This is a genomic window from Brevibacterium sp. LAARM2_SD2, assembly GCF_057364785.1.
Window position 1 is genome coordinate 49659 of the sequence record NZ_JBNFOM010000017.1, and the last position, 15300, is coordinate 64958.

General features: G+C 69.6%; 19 protein-coding genes, 1 tRNA gene and 1 pseudogene. 8 read left to right on the forward strand and 13 right to left on the reverse strand.

Translation table 11 applies throughout. The features are described from left to right. Nucleotides 1–56 precede the first annotated feature (56 nt). Nucleotides 57–1574 (reverse strand): MFS transporter, encoded by a 1518-nt coding sequence (locus AC2W7K_RS11845; RefSeq protein WP_198500636.1) that lies wholly within the window; start codon nt 1572–1574, stop codon nt 57–59. A 101-nt stretch (nt 1575–1675) separates the two neighbouring features. Here AC2W7K_RS11845 and AC2W7K_RS11850 point away from each other — a divergent pair, with 101 nt between their 5' ends. Continuing rightward, nucleotides 1676–2605: a helix-turn-helix transcriptional regulator gene (locus tag AC2W7K_RS11850; protein WP_198500637.1), complete on the forward strand. Its 930-nt coding sequence runs from the start codon at nt 1676–1678 to the stop codon at nt 2603–2605. 61 nt (nt 2606–2666) lie between these two features. Then, a tRNA-Ser gene (locus AC2W7K_RS11855) sits at nt 2667–2754 on the forward strand. Nucleotides 2755–3160: 406 nt separating this feature from the next. On the opposite strand, the gene AC2W7K_RS11860 is transcribed toward AC2W7K_RS11855, so the two are convergent. The 4 genes and pseudogenes from AC2W7K_RS11860 to AC2W7K_RS11875 form a co-directional block, all read right to left on the reverse strand. Continuing rightward, nucleotides 3161–4369: a SpoIID/LytB domain-containing protein gene (locus tag AC2W7K_RS11860; protein ID WP_486006218.1), complete on the reverse strand. Its 1209-nt coding sequence runs from the start codon at nt 4367–4369 to the stop codon at nt 3161–3163. 100 nt (nt 4370–4469) lie between these two features. Next, a pseudogene (locus tag AC2W7K_RS11865) lies at nt 4470–4748 on the reverse strand (LGFP repeat-containing protein); the annotation flags it as partial. A 130-nt stretch (nt 4749–4878) separates the two neighbouring features. Next, the gene (locus tag AC2W7K_RS11870) at nt 4879–5412 is read right to left on the reverse strand and encodes a type 1 glutamine amidotransferase domain-containing protein (RefSeq protein WP_198500638.1); all 534 of its coding nucleotides are present in this window, start codon (nt 5410–5412) and stop codon (nt 4879–4881) included. A gap of 230 nt (nt 5413–5642) precedes the next feature. Beyond that, nucleotides 5643–6233, reverse strand: a complete 591-nt coding sequence (locus AC2W7K_RS11875) for a TetR/AcrR family transcriptional regulator (protein WP_198500639.1) — start codon at nt 6231–6233, stop codon at nt 5643–5645. 28 nt (nt 6234–6261) lie between these two features. On the opposite strand from AC2W7K_RS11875, the gene AC2W7K_RS11880 reads away from it, so the two are divergent. Beyond that, nucleotides 6262–6948, forward strand: coding sequence for a hypothetical protein (locus tag AC2W7K_RS11880; protein ID WP_198500640.1), 687 nt, complete (start codon nt 6262–6264; stop codon nt 6946–6948). On the opposite strand, the gene AC2W7K_RS11885 is transcribed toward AC2W7K_RS11880, so the two are convergent. After that, nucleotides 6938–7897: an NADP-dependent oxidoreductase gene (locus AC2W7K_RS11885; RefSeq protein WP_198500641.1), complete on the reverse strand. Its 960-nt coding sequence runs from the start codon at nt 7895–7897 to the stop codon at nt 6938–6940. The two genes, AC2W7K_RS11880 and AC2W7K_RS11885, sit on opposite strands and share 11 nt — an antisense overlap. 189 nt (nt 7898–8086) lie before the next feature. On the opposite strand from AC2W7K_RS11885, the gene AC2W7K_RS11890 reads away from it, so the two are divergent. Together AC2W7K_RS11890 and AC2W7K_RS11895 are read left to right on the forward strand one after the other, a co-directional pair. Next, the gene (locus tag AC2W7K_RS11890; protein ID WP_198500642.1) at nt 8087–8485 is read left to right on the forward strand and encodes a YciI family protein; all 399 of its coding nucleotides are present in this window, start codon (nt 8087–8089) and stop codon (nt 8483–8485) included. 135 nt (nt 8486–8620) lie between these two features. Then, nucleotides 8621–9295 (forward strand): DNA alkylation repair protein, encoded by a 675-nt coding sequence (locus tag AC2W7K_RS11895; RefSeq protein ID WP_140955552.1) that lies wholly within the window; start codon nt 8621–8623, stop codon nt 9293–9295. Between the two features lie 61 nt (nt 9296–9356). On the opposite strand, the gene AC2W7K_RS11900 is transcribed toward AC2W7K_RS11895, so the two are convergent. The 4 genes from AC2W7K_RS11900 to AC2W7K_RS11915 form a co-directional block, all read right to left on the reverse strand. Continuing rightward, nucleotides 9357–9632 carry a winged helix-turn-helix domain-containing protein gene (locus tag AC2W7K_RS11900; protein ID WP_486006224.1) on the reverse strand — a complete coding sequence of 92 codons (276 nt, stop codon included), beginning with the start codon at nt 9630–9632 and terminating at the stop codon, nt 9357–9359. Beyond that, nucleotides 9581–9727, reverse strand: coding sequence for a hypothetical protein (locus AC2W7K_RS11905; RefSeq protein ID WP_486006219.1), 147 nt, complete (start codon nt 9725–9727; stop codon nt 9581–9583). The genes AC2W7K_RS11900 and AC2W7K_RS11905 overlap by 52 nt, the downstream gene beginning before the upstream one ends. A 29-nt stretch (nt 9728–9756) precedes the next feature. Then, the gene (locus tag AC2W7K_RS11910; protein WP_198500644.1) at nt 9757–10176 is read right to left on the reverse strand and encodes a hypothetical protein; all 420 of its coding nucleotides are present in this window, start codon (nt 10174–10176) and stop codon (nt 9757–9759) included. A gap of 131 nt (nt 10177–10307) precedes the next feature. Next, complete coding sequence (locus tag AC2W7K_RS11915) at nt 10308–10757, reverse strand: flavodoxin family protein (RefSeq protein WP_198500645.1); 450 nt, start codon at nt 10755–10757, stop codon at nt 10308–10310. Between the two features lie 42 nt (nt 10758–10799). Here AC2W7K_RS11915 and AC2W7K_RS11920 point away from each other — a divergent pair, with 42 nt between their 5' ends. From AC2W7K_RS11920 to AC2W7K_RS11930, 3 genes are all read left to right on the forward strand, one after another. Then, complete coding sequence (locus tag AC2W7K_RS11920) at nt 10800–11714, forward strand: Sir2 family NAD-dependent protein deacetylase (RefSeq protein WP_486006220.1); 915 nt, start codon at nt 10800–10802, stop codon at nt 11712–11714. A gap of 20 nt (nt 11715–11734) precedes the next feature. Beyond that, nucleotides 11735–12313: a TIGR03085 family metal-binding protein gene (locus tag AC2W7K_RS11925; protein ID WP_140955476.1), complete on the forward strand. Its 579-nt coding sequence runs from the start codon at nt 11735–11737 to the stop codon at nt 12311–12313. 321 nt (nt 12314–12634) lie between these two features. Next, nucleotides 12635–13039 (forward strand): hypothetical protein, encoded by a 405-nt coding sequence (locus AC2W7K_RS11930; RefSeq protein ID WP_376871777.1) that lies wholly within the window; start codon nt 12635–12637, stop codon nt 13037–13039. 99 nt (nt 13040–13138) lie between these two features. On the opposite strand, the gene AC2W7K_RS11935 is transcribed toward AC2W7K_RS11930, so the two are convergent. The 3 genes from AC2W7K_RS11935 to AC2W7K_RS11945 all read right to left on the reverse strand — a co-directional run bounded on the left by AC2W7K_RS11935 (nt 13139) and on the right by AC2W7K_RS11945 (nt 15246). Further along, nucleotides 13139–13690, reverse strand: a complete 552-nt coding sequence (locus AC2W7K_RS11935; protein WP_486006221.1) for a spermine/spermidine synthase domain-containing protein — start codon at nt 13688–13690, stop codon at nt 13139–13141. Then, entirely contained in the window at nt 13687–14565 is an 879-nt protein-coding gene (locus AC2W7K_RS11940) for a spermine/spermidine synthase domain-containing protein (RefSeq protein ID WP_486006222.1), read from the reverse strand. The genes AC2W7K_RS11935 and AC2W7K_RS11940 overlap by 4 nt, the downstream gene beginning before the upstream one ends. Nucleotides 14566–14817: 252 nt before the next feature. After that, nucleotides 14818–15246, reverse strand: coding sequence for a DUF350 domain-containing protein (locus tag AC2W7K_RS11945; protein ID WP_198500648.1), 429 nt, complete (start codon nt 15244–15246; stop codon nt 14818–14820). Between the last annotated feature and the right edge of the window lie 54 nt (nt 15247–15300).

Below are 15300 nucleotides of genomic sequence, written 5' to 3' on the forward strand. Positions count from 1 at the left end.
GCGAGCCCGGACCGAGACGATCGGTCCGGGCTCGCGGCGGTTTCGAGCCGGTGCGCTCAGGCTGTGATCGTCCGCCTCGCTTCACGGAGCAGGACGAGGGCGCCGATGCCGAAGATCACGCTCATTCCGATCTGGGCGAGGCTCGCGACGGCGAAAGCCGTGTCGAAGCCGAAGCCGGCCGCCACCGCGTGGAAGAGCGCACCGAGGAGGGCGACACCCACGGCGATGCCCGCCTGCTGCATCGTCGCGATGAGTCCGCCGCTCAGGCCCGCCACCCGGTCGGGCACGGCGCTGACGACCGTGCCGACGAGCGGACCGAACTGCAGCGCCTGACCGACGCCGAGGAAGATCGAGGGGAGCTGGATCCACAGATTGAAGGCCTCGCCGGCGGCCGCGGCTGCCCAGGCCACCCCGAGCAGGCCGATGACCTGGAGCAGCGTGCCGAGCAGCATCGTGCCCGGGCCGGTGAGCCGCCGGACGACGCGGGGGACGGCGAGCGAGGTGAGGAGGAAGGCCGCGGCGAAGAGGCCCAGGGTGAGCCCGGAGATGTAGGCGGGGTCGTGGTGACCGGTCTGGCTCGTCTGCGCGAAGTTGTACATGAAGGTGCCGAACCCGCCGAAGAAGACGAACGACATGACCATGCCGACCCATGCCGCCGGCATGCGCACGACCTGCGGAGGGATGAGCGGATGGCGGTCGGTCGCCTCGGCGCGGGCCTGCCAGGCGACGAAGGCGCCGAGGGCGAGGACGGCCGTGACGAGGAGGATCACGGGCAGCGGCAGCCAGCCGGTCACCGGTCCCAGGGCGAGGCCGATGACGAGGCAGAGCATGCCGATGCCGAGCAGTCCCGCGCCGCGGAGGTCGAGCGGCACCGGATGAGGAGTCCGGGACTCGGTGAGCCTCAGAGAGCCGAGGAACGCGGCGAGGGCGACGACGGCGCAGCTGAGGAATGCCGCGCGCCAGCCCCACGCCGCACCGAAGAGGGAGATGAGGCCGCCGCCGATGACCTGACCGCTGACGGTGCCGACCCCTGAGAATGCCCCGAAGAGGCTGATCGCCCGCAGCCGCGCCGCACCTGCGAGGGCGTGCTGGATGCTTGCGAGGATCTGCGGCATCATCAAGGCCGCGGCCAGACCCTGCCCGGTGCGGGCGACGAGGAGAGCACCGGTCGTCGGAGCGAGACCCACGGCGAGGGAGACGATGACGAGGGCGGCGGTGCCGATCGTGAAGAGGCGACGCCGGCCGAAGCGGTCGCCGATGCGGCCGCTGAGGATGAGCCCCGCGGCGAACGATGCGGAGAACAGGCCGACGACGAGGGCGGAGGCGGAGTCACCGGCGCCGAGGTCGGCCTTGACGGCGGGGATCGCGATGTTCGAGACGGAGAACATGTAGGTCGCGAGGAACGCGCCGACGTGCAGCGGCCACAGAGTCGCCTCGGACTCCGAGGTCGCGGTCGGTTGGGGGCGCGATGGCGGCTGCGTCGACGATGCGGTCGGGGCGGTCGCCTCGGCGGGGTTGTCGTTGTGGACGGGAGCACTCGATTCTGCCGTGGCGGCACCGGGAGAGATTCTCATGCTCCCATTGTTCGGTCGCGGTGACCAAGGTGGGAGGGCGTGGTCATGGTGGTGGTCGCGCCACCTGGATGCGGGCGGGGGAGTGGGCGGAGAATGAGGGCATGGCACAGGAGAGGACAAGTGAGCTGGGGCGGTTCCTGCGGTCGCGGCGCGATCGGGTGCGGCCCTGCGATGTCGGGCTGGCGAAGGGGACGAGGCGGCGGGTGCCGGGTCTGCGGCGCGAAGAGGTCGCGGTGCTCGCGAACATCGGCACGAGTTGGTACACGTGGCTCGAGCAGGGGAGGGAGGTCCACCCCTCCGAGTCGGTGCTCGAGGCGATCGCCGAGGCGCTGCTGCTCGACCGTGAGGAGCGCGCGCATCTCTTCCTCCTCGGCGGATACCCGGATCGGGCGACGAATCCCGGCGATTCGGAGGTCGGCGAGCAGCTGCGGATGATGCTCGACGAGGTGCTGCCGCTGCCGGCGATGGTCACCGATCCGACGTACACGATCCGCGCGTACAACGAGGTCGAACGGTATCTCACGACCGATCTCGCCGAGGTGGCCCCCGCCGACCGCAACTGCGTCATCCAGGCGTACGAAAACCCCGAGTGGGCCTCGATCTTCCAGCCGATCGACGAGCACAAACGGCTGCTCGTCGCGAAGATGAGGGCGGCGTACGCCGAGTCGCTCGAGGACCCCGAGTGGGGTCCCCTGCTCGAGCGGCTGAGCCGGTACCCCGACTTCCGAGCGCTGTGGGATTCGGGCAATGTCGGGCGGACGCCGGGCCGGACGAAGGTCGTCGAGAACCCCTACGTCGGCACCCTCAACCTCACGATGGCCACGCTCATCGCGCAGGAGAACCAGCGGCTGACGCTGTCGGTGTATCTGCCGGTCGACTCCGTGACCCGGGCGCGGCTGGAGACGCTGCACGGGTGGATCAGGGACGGCAGCATCGAGAAGAAGCGCGCCGAGGTCGTCGCCGAGCATGAACGGGCGCTCGCAACCGCGGCTGATGGGGGCGATCGGCCTGTTCACCTGCGGGTCGTGTGATGGTTCACACTGGGCCTCTGCGATTTCGCATTGCGGTCACGACTCCGATAAGCTGATCCGCGGAGGATTCGCCTAGTGGCCTATGGCGCTCGCCTGGAACGCGGGTTGGGTTAACGCCCTCAGGGGTTCGAATCCCCTATCCTCCGCCAGCAAGCGCAAGCCCCTCACCTGGGAAGATTCGGGTGAGGGGCTTCTGCGTGCCGGGGTGCCCGCGCGACACGGGGCATCGTTGCAGAGGCACACGGCGTCGGTGCGGCGACACGCTGCGATCGGCACGGCGCAGGCGCGACACGGGGCAGATGTCGGGCAAAAGTAAAATTGCCCCACGACTAGTCGCCTGCATTTTCACTTTTGGCCCGCAGGGTGGCGTGCACACTAGCGTTCGCTCGGTAGCCGGTAGCCGGTAGCCGGTAGCCGGTAGCCGGTAGCCGGTAGCCGCCGGCCGGGCCGTCCCTGCGCGCGCCGCAGCTCGCGAAGCTCAGCCGCTCGGGAGCGTGGGCGCTCCGGAGCGGTCTCCGCCGGACGCCAAGCGCCGGCAGTGCTGAACCCCGCCGCTCACCCCATGGTGAACGATGCGGACTTCAGCTTGAGCGCACTGCGCAGCTCGGCGCCGGAGCGGGTCGCGGTCGCCCCCTTCGTCGAGGTCGCCTTCGCCGAGGTGACGAGCCCCGCCTTCGTCCGGGTCAGCGTCACCGTCGCGACGTCGGGCAGGCCGAATGCCTTCGCCATCGCCGCCTGCGAGGGCGTCACCGTCCACGCGGCATTCGGGTTCCCGGCGGCTTTCGACTTCGACGCCGCATCGTCACGGGACTGCAGGTAGGGGACATCGCTGCCCCACACCTCGGCGGCGGAGTTCGTCACCCCCGCCGAGGACGAGGAGTACACGGCGTCGATGAGTGCACCCTTGTACATGACGACCTTCGCGTTCCTCACGTTCGCCCCCGATCCCGACTGCGTGGCCTGGACGGCCCTGCGCCAAGGACCGCTTTCGCGAGCGTTCTCGTGCGCCCAGCCCTTGAAGTGCTGCGAGGTGACCTCGTCGTAGACGTTGCACGCGCAGTCGGCCTTGAGCGGCCCCAGATTGCGGTAGGCATACGTCCGCGCGGCGATCGCCTGCGCCTCGAGCGCAGGCGACTGCCAGGACGCGGGGACCTCGGCGATGCCCGGCAGGTACTCGGAGTTCGTCCGCATGACGCCGAGGACGTTGAGCGCGTTCTTCAGCTGCCGGATCTCGATCTTCCCGTGCCGATAGGTCCCCGTCGACCCCGACTGGGCGCGGCTGACCGCGACCGTCGTCGCCTGCGACCCCGACCAGTAGCGCGTGTTCTGCCACTCGACGGTCATCCACGAACCCTCGTAGGACTGACCCCCGACCTTCGCCCTGACTCTGCCCGACGACGTCCGCTCGACGGTGATCGCCGAGCCCGACTCGACCGTCGTGCGCCCGACCTTGACCCGCAGGCGGCCCGCGGACGGGGTGAGCGTCACCGACTTCTCCCCGGCGAGCAGCTGGACGGTGATGTCGGAGTTCGCGTTCGCCGAGGTCTGCGTGACCGTCGCCGGGTTGTAGTAGTGCTCGAGGATCTGCGTCGCGCTCTTGCCGGCGGCGGCCATCCCGCGGGCCCCGTACTGGCTCATCCCGACCCCGTGGCCGAACCCGGAGCCCTTGAGGGTGAACGACGACGGCGCCGTGGTCAGCTCGATCTTCGCCCCGGCGGCGCTCGTCCACGTGATGCGCCCGTTCTCGAAGTCCTGCCGGGTCACCGAACCCGCCCTGTACTCGTTGCTCGTCGGTACCGAGCGGCCCGTTCTCCCAGCCCGACTTCTGCCACGCCGTGCGGATCGCACCCCACGTCGCGTGGGCCCCGGTCGCCTTCGTCCAATGGATCGTGCCCGCCCTGAACGTCTGGTAGCACCCGCCGTCCCTGAGCGTGCACCGCTCGGGGCTGACCGCCGGGCCCAGCCGTCCGGTGTCCCCGCCGAGCGAGCGGTGCATCGCACCGATGCCGCCGCCGGTGGGATAGGCCGCCGCGGCCGGCGCGGGCACGGTGACGGTGAGCGCGCCGGAGACGGCGACGAGGAGAACGGTGAGCAGACAGGAGAGGACGCCGGACGGCATACGCCCGGTGGAGGAAGCACGCATGTGATGATCATATGCGCAGGTGGCGCGTCCACGGACACACCGAGGTGAAACGCAGACGAACTCCCCGGAACCGCGGTCCCGGGGAGTTCGCGCGCCGAGGCGGCTGGCTCAGCTCAATCCGCCAGCCGGTTCACTTGAGGGCATCGGCGATCGCGGCGTTGAACGCGTCGAGATCGCCGGGGTTGCGGGAGGTGATGAGGTTGCCGTCGACGACGACCTCGGAATCGCTCCAGTCGGCTCCCGCGTTCTCCAGATCGACCTTCGTCGACTCGAACGACGTGAGCTTCCGGTCCTTCGCGAGGTCGGCCTGCGCGAGGATCCACGGGGCATGGCAGATCGCGGCCACCGGCTTGTCGGCGGCGAAGAACGCCTTGACGAGTGCGACGGCGTCCTCATCGGTGCGCAGGGTGTCGGCGTTGATCGTGCCGCCGGGCAGGACGAGCGCGTCGTAGTCGTCGGCGTTCGCCTCGGCGACGGGCACGTCGACGGTGAACGTGTCGCCGTGGTCCCAATCGTTCTCCATCGCCTGCAGGGTGTTCTCCGAGGGCGAGATGATCACGGTCGTCGCGCCCGCCTCATCGAGTGCCGTCCGCGGACTCGTCAGCTCGACTTGTTCGACGCCGTTGGTGAGCAGGAATGCGATCTTCTTGTCGGATACGGCCATGGTGGCTCTCCTTCTCTGGTGCACTGCTGTCGGACACGGGCCGGCGCGATGCCGGTCGACCCGAAGGCTGCGCTTTGACGCAACTCGGGTTGTCTCCATTCAACAGCCTGACCCTGGGAGAACATTCCGAACATCGGCCGGCGGGTCAGGGCAGATGATCCGCGGCGTCCTGGTCAGAGCGTGGGGACCGCGCCGGTCGGGGCGGGGGCGCGAGATCCGCGGGGTCCCGGTCAGGGCGGGGGATCGCCGAGGCGGACGATCGCCTCAGCGGAGGCGGCGACAGCGTCGTCGACCCAGTCGGGGATCGCCGTGCCGATGAAGGGGCGGACGATGCCGTAGGGGGCCAGGCGCGTTCCCATCGAGAGGAGTTCGCGCCGGTGGGGCGTCGGGTCGCCGAAGCGCCGGGCGAGGAGGCCGTCCATCGCCGCGTCGATGTCGTCGTTGATGTGCGCGGCGTCGTCGCGGACGCCGAGCGGGCCCTCGGCGGCGAGTGCCGACTGACGGAAGAGGAGCATCGAACGCGCCTCCTCGGGGTGAGCGCGGCAGAACGCCGGGATGTGGCGCGCCGCGGCCCGTACGGCCTCGTGCGGATCGTCGAGGTCGTACGCGGCGAGGAGGCCGACGTGGAAGCGGCCGATCGAACGCAGCCAGAGGCGGGCGAAGACATCGTCACGGGAGGGGAAGCGGTGATAGATCGATCCCGTCGGGCCGCCGATGCTCCGGGCGACGTCGGCGATCGTCGCCCGGGGGCCGCTGACGGAGAGCGCATGAGCGGCTCCGTCGAGGATGTCGTCATCGGAGAAGCGCGCAGGTCTTGCCATGGCACCCGATCATAGCTAGTTTTAGAGCATGAGTTTTAGAACGAAGGATTTAAAACCGGCGAGGCGGGAGGCGGAGGACGGGGAGCCAGAAGGCAGGCGGTCAGGCAACCGGGAGCCGCAGAGCCGAGAGCCACGGAACCGAGAGCCGCAGAACCGAGAGATCCCCCGCTGGGCGCTCATCGCCGGCTGGGGCGCGCTCGTGCTCCCGCTGCCGAGCGTGGCTTGGCGGATCGCGCTGCTCGCCGGTCTCGATGTGGGATTCGGCCTCGCGGACGAGGTGCGGTTCTCCGCTGGCGGCGTCGTCTACGTCCTCGGCCTCGAGGTGCTCACGCTGCTCGTCGCCGTGGCGGGCTTCGGACTCATCCGGCCGTGGGGCGAGGTCGTTCCGCGGTGGGTGCCCCGCCTCGGCGGGAGGACGATCCCACCCCTGGTGCCGCTCATCGTCGGCGGCATCGGCACCGTGGTCCTGCTCGGGCTTATCGGGTCCGTGCTCGTGAAGTTCGTCCTCGCCTGGACCGGGGTCGTCCCCGGCTGGACGCCCGATGTGGGGATGAGTGCGGGGGAGCGGGCCGTCCTGCTGGCCTGCTACATCCCGTTCTTCGTCTGGCCCGTCGCGATCGCTGTCGCGCTTATCGGCTACGGGCGCAGACGCCTCGGGGCCCGGTCCGCGCGCGTGTCTGCGGACCGGACCCCGGGGTCGGCCGTCACTGTGTGAGGTAGTCCGTCTGCTCTGCGGTGAAGGGCTTCGGCTCCATCCGCAGCAGCACCTTCCCGACGGGGTGGCCGCCGGTGAGGAACCCGTAGGCGGCGCGGACGTCGTCGAGGTCGAACACCCCGCCGATGGGCACGACGACGTGGCCGTAGGCGATCGCCATCGCCAGCCAGGGGAGGTCGTCGCGGCGGGCCTTCGCCTGGCCGTCGGTGTGGACGCCGTACTTATCGGCGACCTGCGGGCCGGCGGCGATCGAGTTGATCCGCGCGGCGGGAACGCCGAGGCCGAGGAGCATCTCGATCTCATCCTCGCCGCGCGTCGAATACGCGGCCTGGATGCCGTCCGGGGCGGCTTCGCGCAGACGCTCCTCGAGCTCGGGACCGTATTCGACGGCGTCGATGCCGAGTCCGTCGAGCAGCTGGACGTTGCCGGGGCTCGTCGTGCCGATGACACGGGCGCCGAGGCCGAGGGCGAGCTGGGCGGCGATGATGCCGACCCCGCCCGAGGCGCCGGAGACGAAGATCGTCTCGCCGGCCTGCGGGGCGATCGCGCGGATGCCGGCGACCGCGGTGCTCCCGGCGACGTTGAGGCCGCCGGCGACATCGGTGCCCAGTCCCTTGGGGATCTTGTTGAGATGCTTGGCGGGATCCTTGACGAGGACGTAGTCGGCCTCCGACTGGTTGGGGACGCCGCCGAAGACGAGGTCGCCGGGGGAGAAGTCCTCGACGCCGTCGCCCACCTCGGCGACGACACCGGAGAAGTCCATGCCGAGGCCGCGAGTGCCGCTGCCGGACCCGAAGCTTCCCGAGAGGATCGCGAGGTCGACCGGGTTGAGGCCGGCGAAGCGGACCTGGACGCTCACCTGTCCCGGGCCGACCGTGGGGGACTCGACGTCGACGACCTCGAGTTCGTCGGTCGTGCCGTGATTGTCGTACTGGACGCGCTTGGTCATGCTGCACTCCTCAAATGGTGGGAATCGCTCGCGGTCGGGACCGTGGCGCAGGCTGAGCCCTGCACTGTCATCAACGACGCACACGCGGGTCGCATTCCCGGGACGCGGGCCTACCCTGGGAGGTGGGAAGGGGCAGATCGGGCTCGCCGAGGTGGTCCGGCGCTCCCGTGATCGGAGGAGGAGCCAGCGATGGCCAAGTACCAGATCTTCAAGCACTACCGGGGGACGCCGGAGTACATCGACTTCGTGCCCATGGACCAGTGGACGCCCGCTGAGGTCGACGCGCACGTCCAGTACATGAACGATTTCGCCGATCGGCTGCGCGAGTCCGGCGAATTCGTCGACTCGGCGGCGCTGTCGCCGGACGGCGCCTTCGTCCGGGCGTCGGGGCCGGACCTCTCCCCGGAGGTCAGGTCGCCGTTCCCCGATTCGAAGGACCTCGTCGCCGGGTGGATGATCATCGACGTCGCCGACTGGGATCGCGCGCTCGCGCTCGCCGCCGAACTCTCCGCGGCCCCCGGCTTCCAGGGTGCCCCGATCAACGAATGGCTCGAGGTCCGGCCCTACCTCGGCGACGACGCGCACTGACGGTTTGACGACGCGCGCTGACGGTGCGACGCCGGTGCGACGACGCGGAGTGACGGTGCGACGACGCGCGGCGAACACGCGATGTGGGGCAGAATGAGGGTGCGCGGCAATGGGAACGACAGCGAGGGGACGAGCATGGTCGAGGCGACGGTGGCTGGTGTCAGGGCGGAGCTCGCCGAGCTCGAGGACCCCAAGGCTCGTGCGGTCAATGAACGGCACGGCGACGACCACGGGGTCAACCTCACGAAGCTGCGCGGCATCGCGAAGGAGCTGAAGAAGAACGACGACCTCGCCCGGCAGCTGTGGGCGACCGGGGACACCGCCGCCCGCCTCGTCGCGATCCTCATCATGCGTCCGCGCAGCTGGGACGCGGCCGAGCTCGACGCGATGCTCCGGGAGTCGCGGGTGCCGAAGGTCCACGGGTGGCTCGTCAACTACATCGTCAAGAAGTCGAAGCACGCCGAGGCGCTGCGGACGACGTGGATGGCCGACCCCGATCCGGTTGTCGCCTCGGCCGGATGGGCTCTGACCTCGGAGAGGGTGGCGAAGGATCCCGAGGGCCTCGATCTGCCAGGCCTCCTCGACGTCATCGACGCCGAGATGAAGGAGGCACCCGAACGCCTGCAGTGGGCGATGAACGAGACGCTGGCGTCGATCGGCATCGAGAACCCCGAGCTCAGGGACCGTGCGCTCGAGATCGGCGAGCGCCTCGAGGTGCTCAAGGACTATCCGACGCCGCCGAACTGCACCTCGCCGTTCGCCCCGATCTGGATCACGGAGATCGTCCGCCGCCGCGCCGAGGGGAAGTGACGGCCGGCGCGACGATCGGGCGGACCGGCGACCGGACGACCAGCGTCTGACCGGCGCGGCCTCAGCGTCCGCTGGCGAGTTCGCGCAGCGCCTCGACGTGACCGTCGAGGCGGGCGGCGCCGTCCTTCGTGATCGAGACCCAGGTCCGCGGCCGTTTGCCGACGTAGCCCTTCGCGACCTCGACGAGACCGGCCTTCTCCAGTGCCGTGATGTGTCGGGAGAGCACGGAATCCGAGACTCCGAGCGAATCGCGCAGCAGCTTGAACTCCGCGCGATCGCGGTTCTTCAGGCTGGCGACGAGTCCGAGCCGGGTCGGGTTCCCGAGGTCCGGATCGATCGGGAGAGGGTCTCGCCGAGGTGGGGGATCGTCTCCTCGGGCGCGGACTCCGAATCGGCTCCCGTGCCGTCGGTGGGGGCGGTGGAGGGGGTCATCGTGGTCTCCTCATTCGTCTCTGCGCGCCTCACCGGCGCAGTCCGATGAGAGCACCGAGGATGCCTGCGACCCAGACGACTCCGGCGGCGGCGACCGTCACCCACGATCCCGCGGTGAGGCTGTCGGCGATCACCCCGGCGATGAAGGCGAGGACGATGACCGGCAGCCAGGTCAGCAGCAGGAGCGTCGACCGGCGGCTCCAGCTCAGGGCGGAGACGAGGTAGACGACGAGCGCGGCGGCGAGCCACGCGGCGCTCGCCCCGAGGAGGGTGAGCTGGGTCGTCGAATCGTCGATGAGCGCCATTCCGACGAGCCCGATCGAGGCCGCGGCGCTGATGACGAGGAGGAAGAGGACGAGCGGCCACGCATCGGTGCTGCGGGCCTGCTTCTGCGTCGAATCGATCTGGGCGAGGAGGTCGGTGGCTTGCTGCGGGGTGGGCGTGGTCATGGCTGCTCCTTCGATGCGATTGCGGATCCGCCGAGGCGGCCGATCCAACGAGATGACCGTTGACTTCCGGTGGAAGTGATTTCACCCTACCAACTACTTTCTATATTGGAAAGTAGTTTCTCGGAGCAATCTCAGAGCGTCGAGGCGGCCACCGTCGCGGCGAGCTCCGTCGCGGTCTCGAGATGCTCCTCGTCGACCGCGCCGGTGAGGACGAGCGGATCGAAGACGAGCGACCATCCCAGCCCGGTCGTGATCTGCGTCATCGCGGTCTCCGCGCCGGTCGTGTCATAGCCGCCGTGTATCCAGTAGGAGAACGGCCGACCAGCCGTGGGCTCGCGCACCGCGTCGTACGTGGTGTCGAAGAAGTGCTTGAGCGCCCCGGAGATGTAGCCGAAGTTCGCTGTCGTCCCGAGCACGTAGGCGTCGGCGGCGAGCACGTCGTCGACGGTGGCCTCGAGGGCGGGTCTGACGGTGACGTCGATGTCGCCGAGCTCGGGCAGGCGCAGTCCGGCCTCGGCCGCCTCGGCGATTCTCTGCGTCGATGGTGACGGTGAGTGATGAACGAGCAGTACGCTGACCATACGGCCACGATAGACGCAGTCGATGGGGACTGGGGAGAGAGAATGAGCAAGGAGACCGAGGAGACCATGGCAGTCATCGTCGATCCGCTGCGCGGGCGCACCCGTCCGGTGGCCAGCCATACCGACTCCGAGATCATCGACGTCCTCACCACGGGGTACGACCCGAGCGACTGGGCGGTGCTCACCGGGGCGGGGATGAGCACGGATTCGGGAATCCCGGATTACCGCGGCCCCGATGCCGCGCCCCGCCGGCCGATGACGATCCAGAACTTCCTCTCCTCGCCCGAGCAGCGTGCTCGGTACTGGGCGCGGTCCTGGGTGGGCTGGCCGCGGATGGAGTGGGCGGATCCCAACCCCGGTCACCTCGCGCTCGCCCGTCTGCCGGTCGCCGGCATCATCACTCAGAACGTCGACGGGCTCCACCAGACCGCGGCGCGGGAGGTCGGCAGCCGGAGTCCCGTCATCGACCTCCACGGCAGCCTCGACCGAGTCGTGTGTCTGAAGACCGGCCACACCTTCGACCGCGACTGGGTGCAGGACGAGCTCACCGCCCTCAACCGCGATTTCATCGCGCTCACCGGCATCGATCCGATCGACGTCGAGACCGCACCCGACGGCGACGTCGACCTCGAGGAGACCGCGCACTTCCGGGTCCTCGACTGTCCGATCTGCGGCGGACTCCTCAAGCCCGATGTCGTCTACTTCGGCGACGCCGTCCCGCCCGATCGCGTTGCCGGGGCGAATCGGATCTCTGATTCGGCGGCGGGTCTCCTTGTTCTCGGATCGTCGCTCGCGGTGCTCTCGGGGCTGCGCTTCGTGCGGTCGGCGGCGAAGGAGGGCAAGCCGGTCGTCATCGTCACCGACGGCCCCACCAGGGGAGATGACCTTGCCGATTACCGGTCGATCTCCCGGGTCACCGACTTCGTCAGAGAGTGGGCGTCCAGAGAAATCCAATGAGGCAATGACAGACTGCCACCATGACCAGTCTTGCTCGCGCAGAACGACTGCGCCTCGTTGCCGCTGCCCGCGCCGCCGGTGAGGACGCGCCCACCCTCTGTGAGGGGTGGACGACCAGGGACCTCGCCACCCACCTCGTCATCCGCGAACGCGAACCCGTCGCGGCCATGGGGATCATGGTCCCCGCGTTCGAGGGCAGGCTCGAGGACAAGGAGCGCGACTACGCGTCGATGCCGTACTCCGAGCTGCTCGGCCTCGTCGCCGCCCCACCGAAGTGGACCCCGGGAGCGTGGCCCGGCGTCGGCTCGGTGATGAACACGACCGAATACCTCGTCCACCATGAGGACATCCGCCGTGCCGAACTCGAATGGTTCCCCCGCCGCCTCTCCCGGAAGGACAACGCGACCGTGTGGGCCCAAGCCCGGTTCGCGCTCCTGCCCTACGCGGCGAAGGCGAAGGGCCGCACCGTCATCGTCAGTCCCGGCTTCGGCACCCACGCCGCCGGCCGCGGAGAGACGACGACCGTGACCGGCGAACCCGTCGAGGTCCTCCTCTGGCTCCTCGGCCGCACCGACCACGCCCTCGTCGACGTGCGCTGAGACCCGCCGAGGCGGGGCGAAATGCCGGTGTTGACCGCCCGCCGAGGTGGTGCCGGGCGCCCGCCGAGGAGGTGTCGGGCGCGCGCAGAGGAGAGGCCGGGCGCCCGCCCGATGAGCCTGTCGGATGCGACCGGGGGAAAACCCCCGCCGAGGTCGACGGATAGGTCCCTTTCCCCTCACCGGTCCGGTTCCTAGGCTGAAGCCATCAGCCTGGAGTTCGGACCACACGAGAGAGGCACCGCGATGAGCACACCGGTCGCACCCCAACCCGACAATCGATTCGACCCGACCGGAACAGGCCAGCTGGGAGCCCGGCCGGACGTGACCGATCCCGACCGGCAGTCGGCCTACCCGCAGCGGCCCGACGCACCCCGGTCGTACGCCCAGGGGCCCTACGCCCAGCCGCATGCCGATCAGCCCTATCCCGATGAGCCCTACGCTGATCGGCTCTACCCGGCCCAGCGAGCGGCAGAGGATCCGGGCAAAGTGCTCGGCATCATCTCGCTCGTCGCGACCCTGTCGACGTTCATCGGCTTCAACTTCATCGGCCCGGCCATCGGCATCGTCACCGGGTACATGGCCCGTCGCGCCTCGAAGGAGGCGGGCTTCGGCGACAACGAGTTCGGCAAGTGGGGCTTCATCCTCGGCCTCGTCTTCATCGGCATCGCCGTCGTCGGCGGCTTCCTCGGCGTCTCGCTCAGCGTGCTCGCCGCGATGATGTCGTAGCCGCGATGATGTCCTAGCCGCGACCGCAGCAGAGGGCCCGCGCCCGGTCACCCCGACCGCGCGCGGGCCCTCTGCCGTGCTCAGCACCCGACCTTGCACTCAGTACCCGACCCAGGCTCCGCGCTCCTGGTCGAGGACCTTCGGGTGGAGGAGGGTCGAGGCTTCGACGTTCCTCACCGACGCACGGTCGCGGTCGGGCGGGAACGTCGTCGAGGCGCTGAGCACCTCGGGGGTGACGAACCTCAGATCCGTCGGCGCATCCGGCGCCAGGGCGACGATCGGACCGGTGCCGCCGTCGGTCCCCGCCGGAGTGCCGCTGCTGCCGGCATCCCCGGGAGCCGCGGCGAGGAAGTAGCCCCAGTCGCCGAAGCTCGGGACATCGACGTGGTACGGCGTCGTCGCCAGTCCCGCCTCGGTGACGGCCTGCCCGATTCCCCAGTACGCCTCCGGGGCGAAGTACGGGGAGCCCGCCTGGACGACGAGACGGGCCCCGGGGGCCATGACCTGCCTGATGAGCCCGTAGAACTCGACGCTGTAGAGCTTCGAGGTGGCGACGTCATCGGGGTCGGGCAGATCGGCGATGACGGCGTCGTAGGCCGGGTGCTCGGTCTCCCGCAGCCACGTGAACGCATCGGCGGCGACCGTCGTCACCCGCGGATCGTCGAGCGAGTTCTCATTCGAGGCCGTGAAGTGGGGCGAGGTGCGGGCGAGGTCGAGACGCGGGGATCGAGGTCGACGAGGGTGACGGTTTCGACGTCGGGGTACTTGAGGATCTCCCGCACGGCGAGCCCGTCGCCGCCGCCGAGGACGAGGACATTGCCGCGGGGCCCGTTCATCAGCGGATGGACGAGGGACTCGTGGTACCGGTACTCGTCGACCGAGGCGAACTGCAGGTCCCCGTTGAGATAGAGGCGGGTGTCACCGGTGCGCAGGGACTCGGTGACGACGATCTCCTGGTAGTCGGTGCGCTCGGAGACGACGATGGGGTCGCGGTAGAGGCGCTGCCGCGTCGTCACCTCGATGTCGTCGGTGAAGACCCACACGACGGTGAGGCCGCCGACGATGAGGACGAGGAGGCCGGCGAGCAGGACCCGGGTGCGGCGGGCCACCTCGGCGCGGAAGAGCCAGAGGACGATGAGGATGCCGACGACGGTGTTGGTGATGCCGACCGCGAGCGCCCCCTTCGTCAGCCCGAAGAGGGGGAGGAGGACGAACGGGAAGGCGAGTCCGCCGACGAGGCCCCCGACGTAGTCGGCGGCGAAGAGATCGGCGACGGCGCTCGAGGCCCGCTGCGCCCGGATGCGCTGGACGAGCTCCATGAGCAGGGGGATCTCCGCGCCGATGAGCGCTCCGATGAGGAACGCGAGCCCGACCATCGCCACCGTGTAGACGTCGGCGAAGGCGAAGGCGAGGTAGAGGAGGATGACGGAGAGGCCGCCGATGATGCCGAGGGCGGCTTCGATGAGGGCGAACGCGACGGCGGCGAAGCGGGTGAGGCGCTTCGTCGCGAGCGACCCAATGCCCATCGCGAAGACCATGACGCGAGCACGATCGAGGCCTGGACGATCGTGTCGCCGAGGAGGTAGGACCCGAGCGCGACGAGCGCGAGCTCGTAGACCATCCCGCAGCTCGCGCAGATGAAGACGGCGAGAAGGACGAAGAAGCGGGCAGGACCCGGTTGCAGCGGGAGCGTCAGCGGTGCCGGTGCGGTCGTGCTCAATGCGGTCGCATCCTGCGGGCAGCGCCCGTGCCGGGCCGGGCAGACGGTGGGGCAGGGGTCACAGGAGTGCGGCGGCCATGATGCCGGCGATGCCGATGTGCGCCGAGGCGTTGACCCACACCTCGGGGTGGAGCGTGGTCGCGTTGACGATCTCACCGCGCTTGCCCGGGGTGAGGGCGTCGATGAGGAGGAAGCTCGCGGCCATGAGGATGATGCCGATGATGCCGAAGAGCAGCGTCGTGACGATGCCGGCGCCGAGGTCGTCGGCGCTCGCGCGGATCGCGGCGATGACGATGATCGCGACACCGAGGAGGTCGGAGGCGACGAGGACGGCGGCGTTCGGCGACTTCTGCTCCCAGAGCACGACGTGGAGCTTGCCCGGGGTGAGGAGGTCGACGACGAAGTAGCCGATGAACATGAGGAGGATTCCGCTCGCGGCATACGCGAGGACGACCCCGGTCTCGTAGAGGAGCATGTCGAGGATCATGGCTGCCTTTCCTGGTGCTGTCGTCGCTGGTTCGGTCGCTGTCTGGTCATCTGG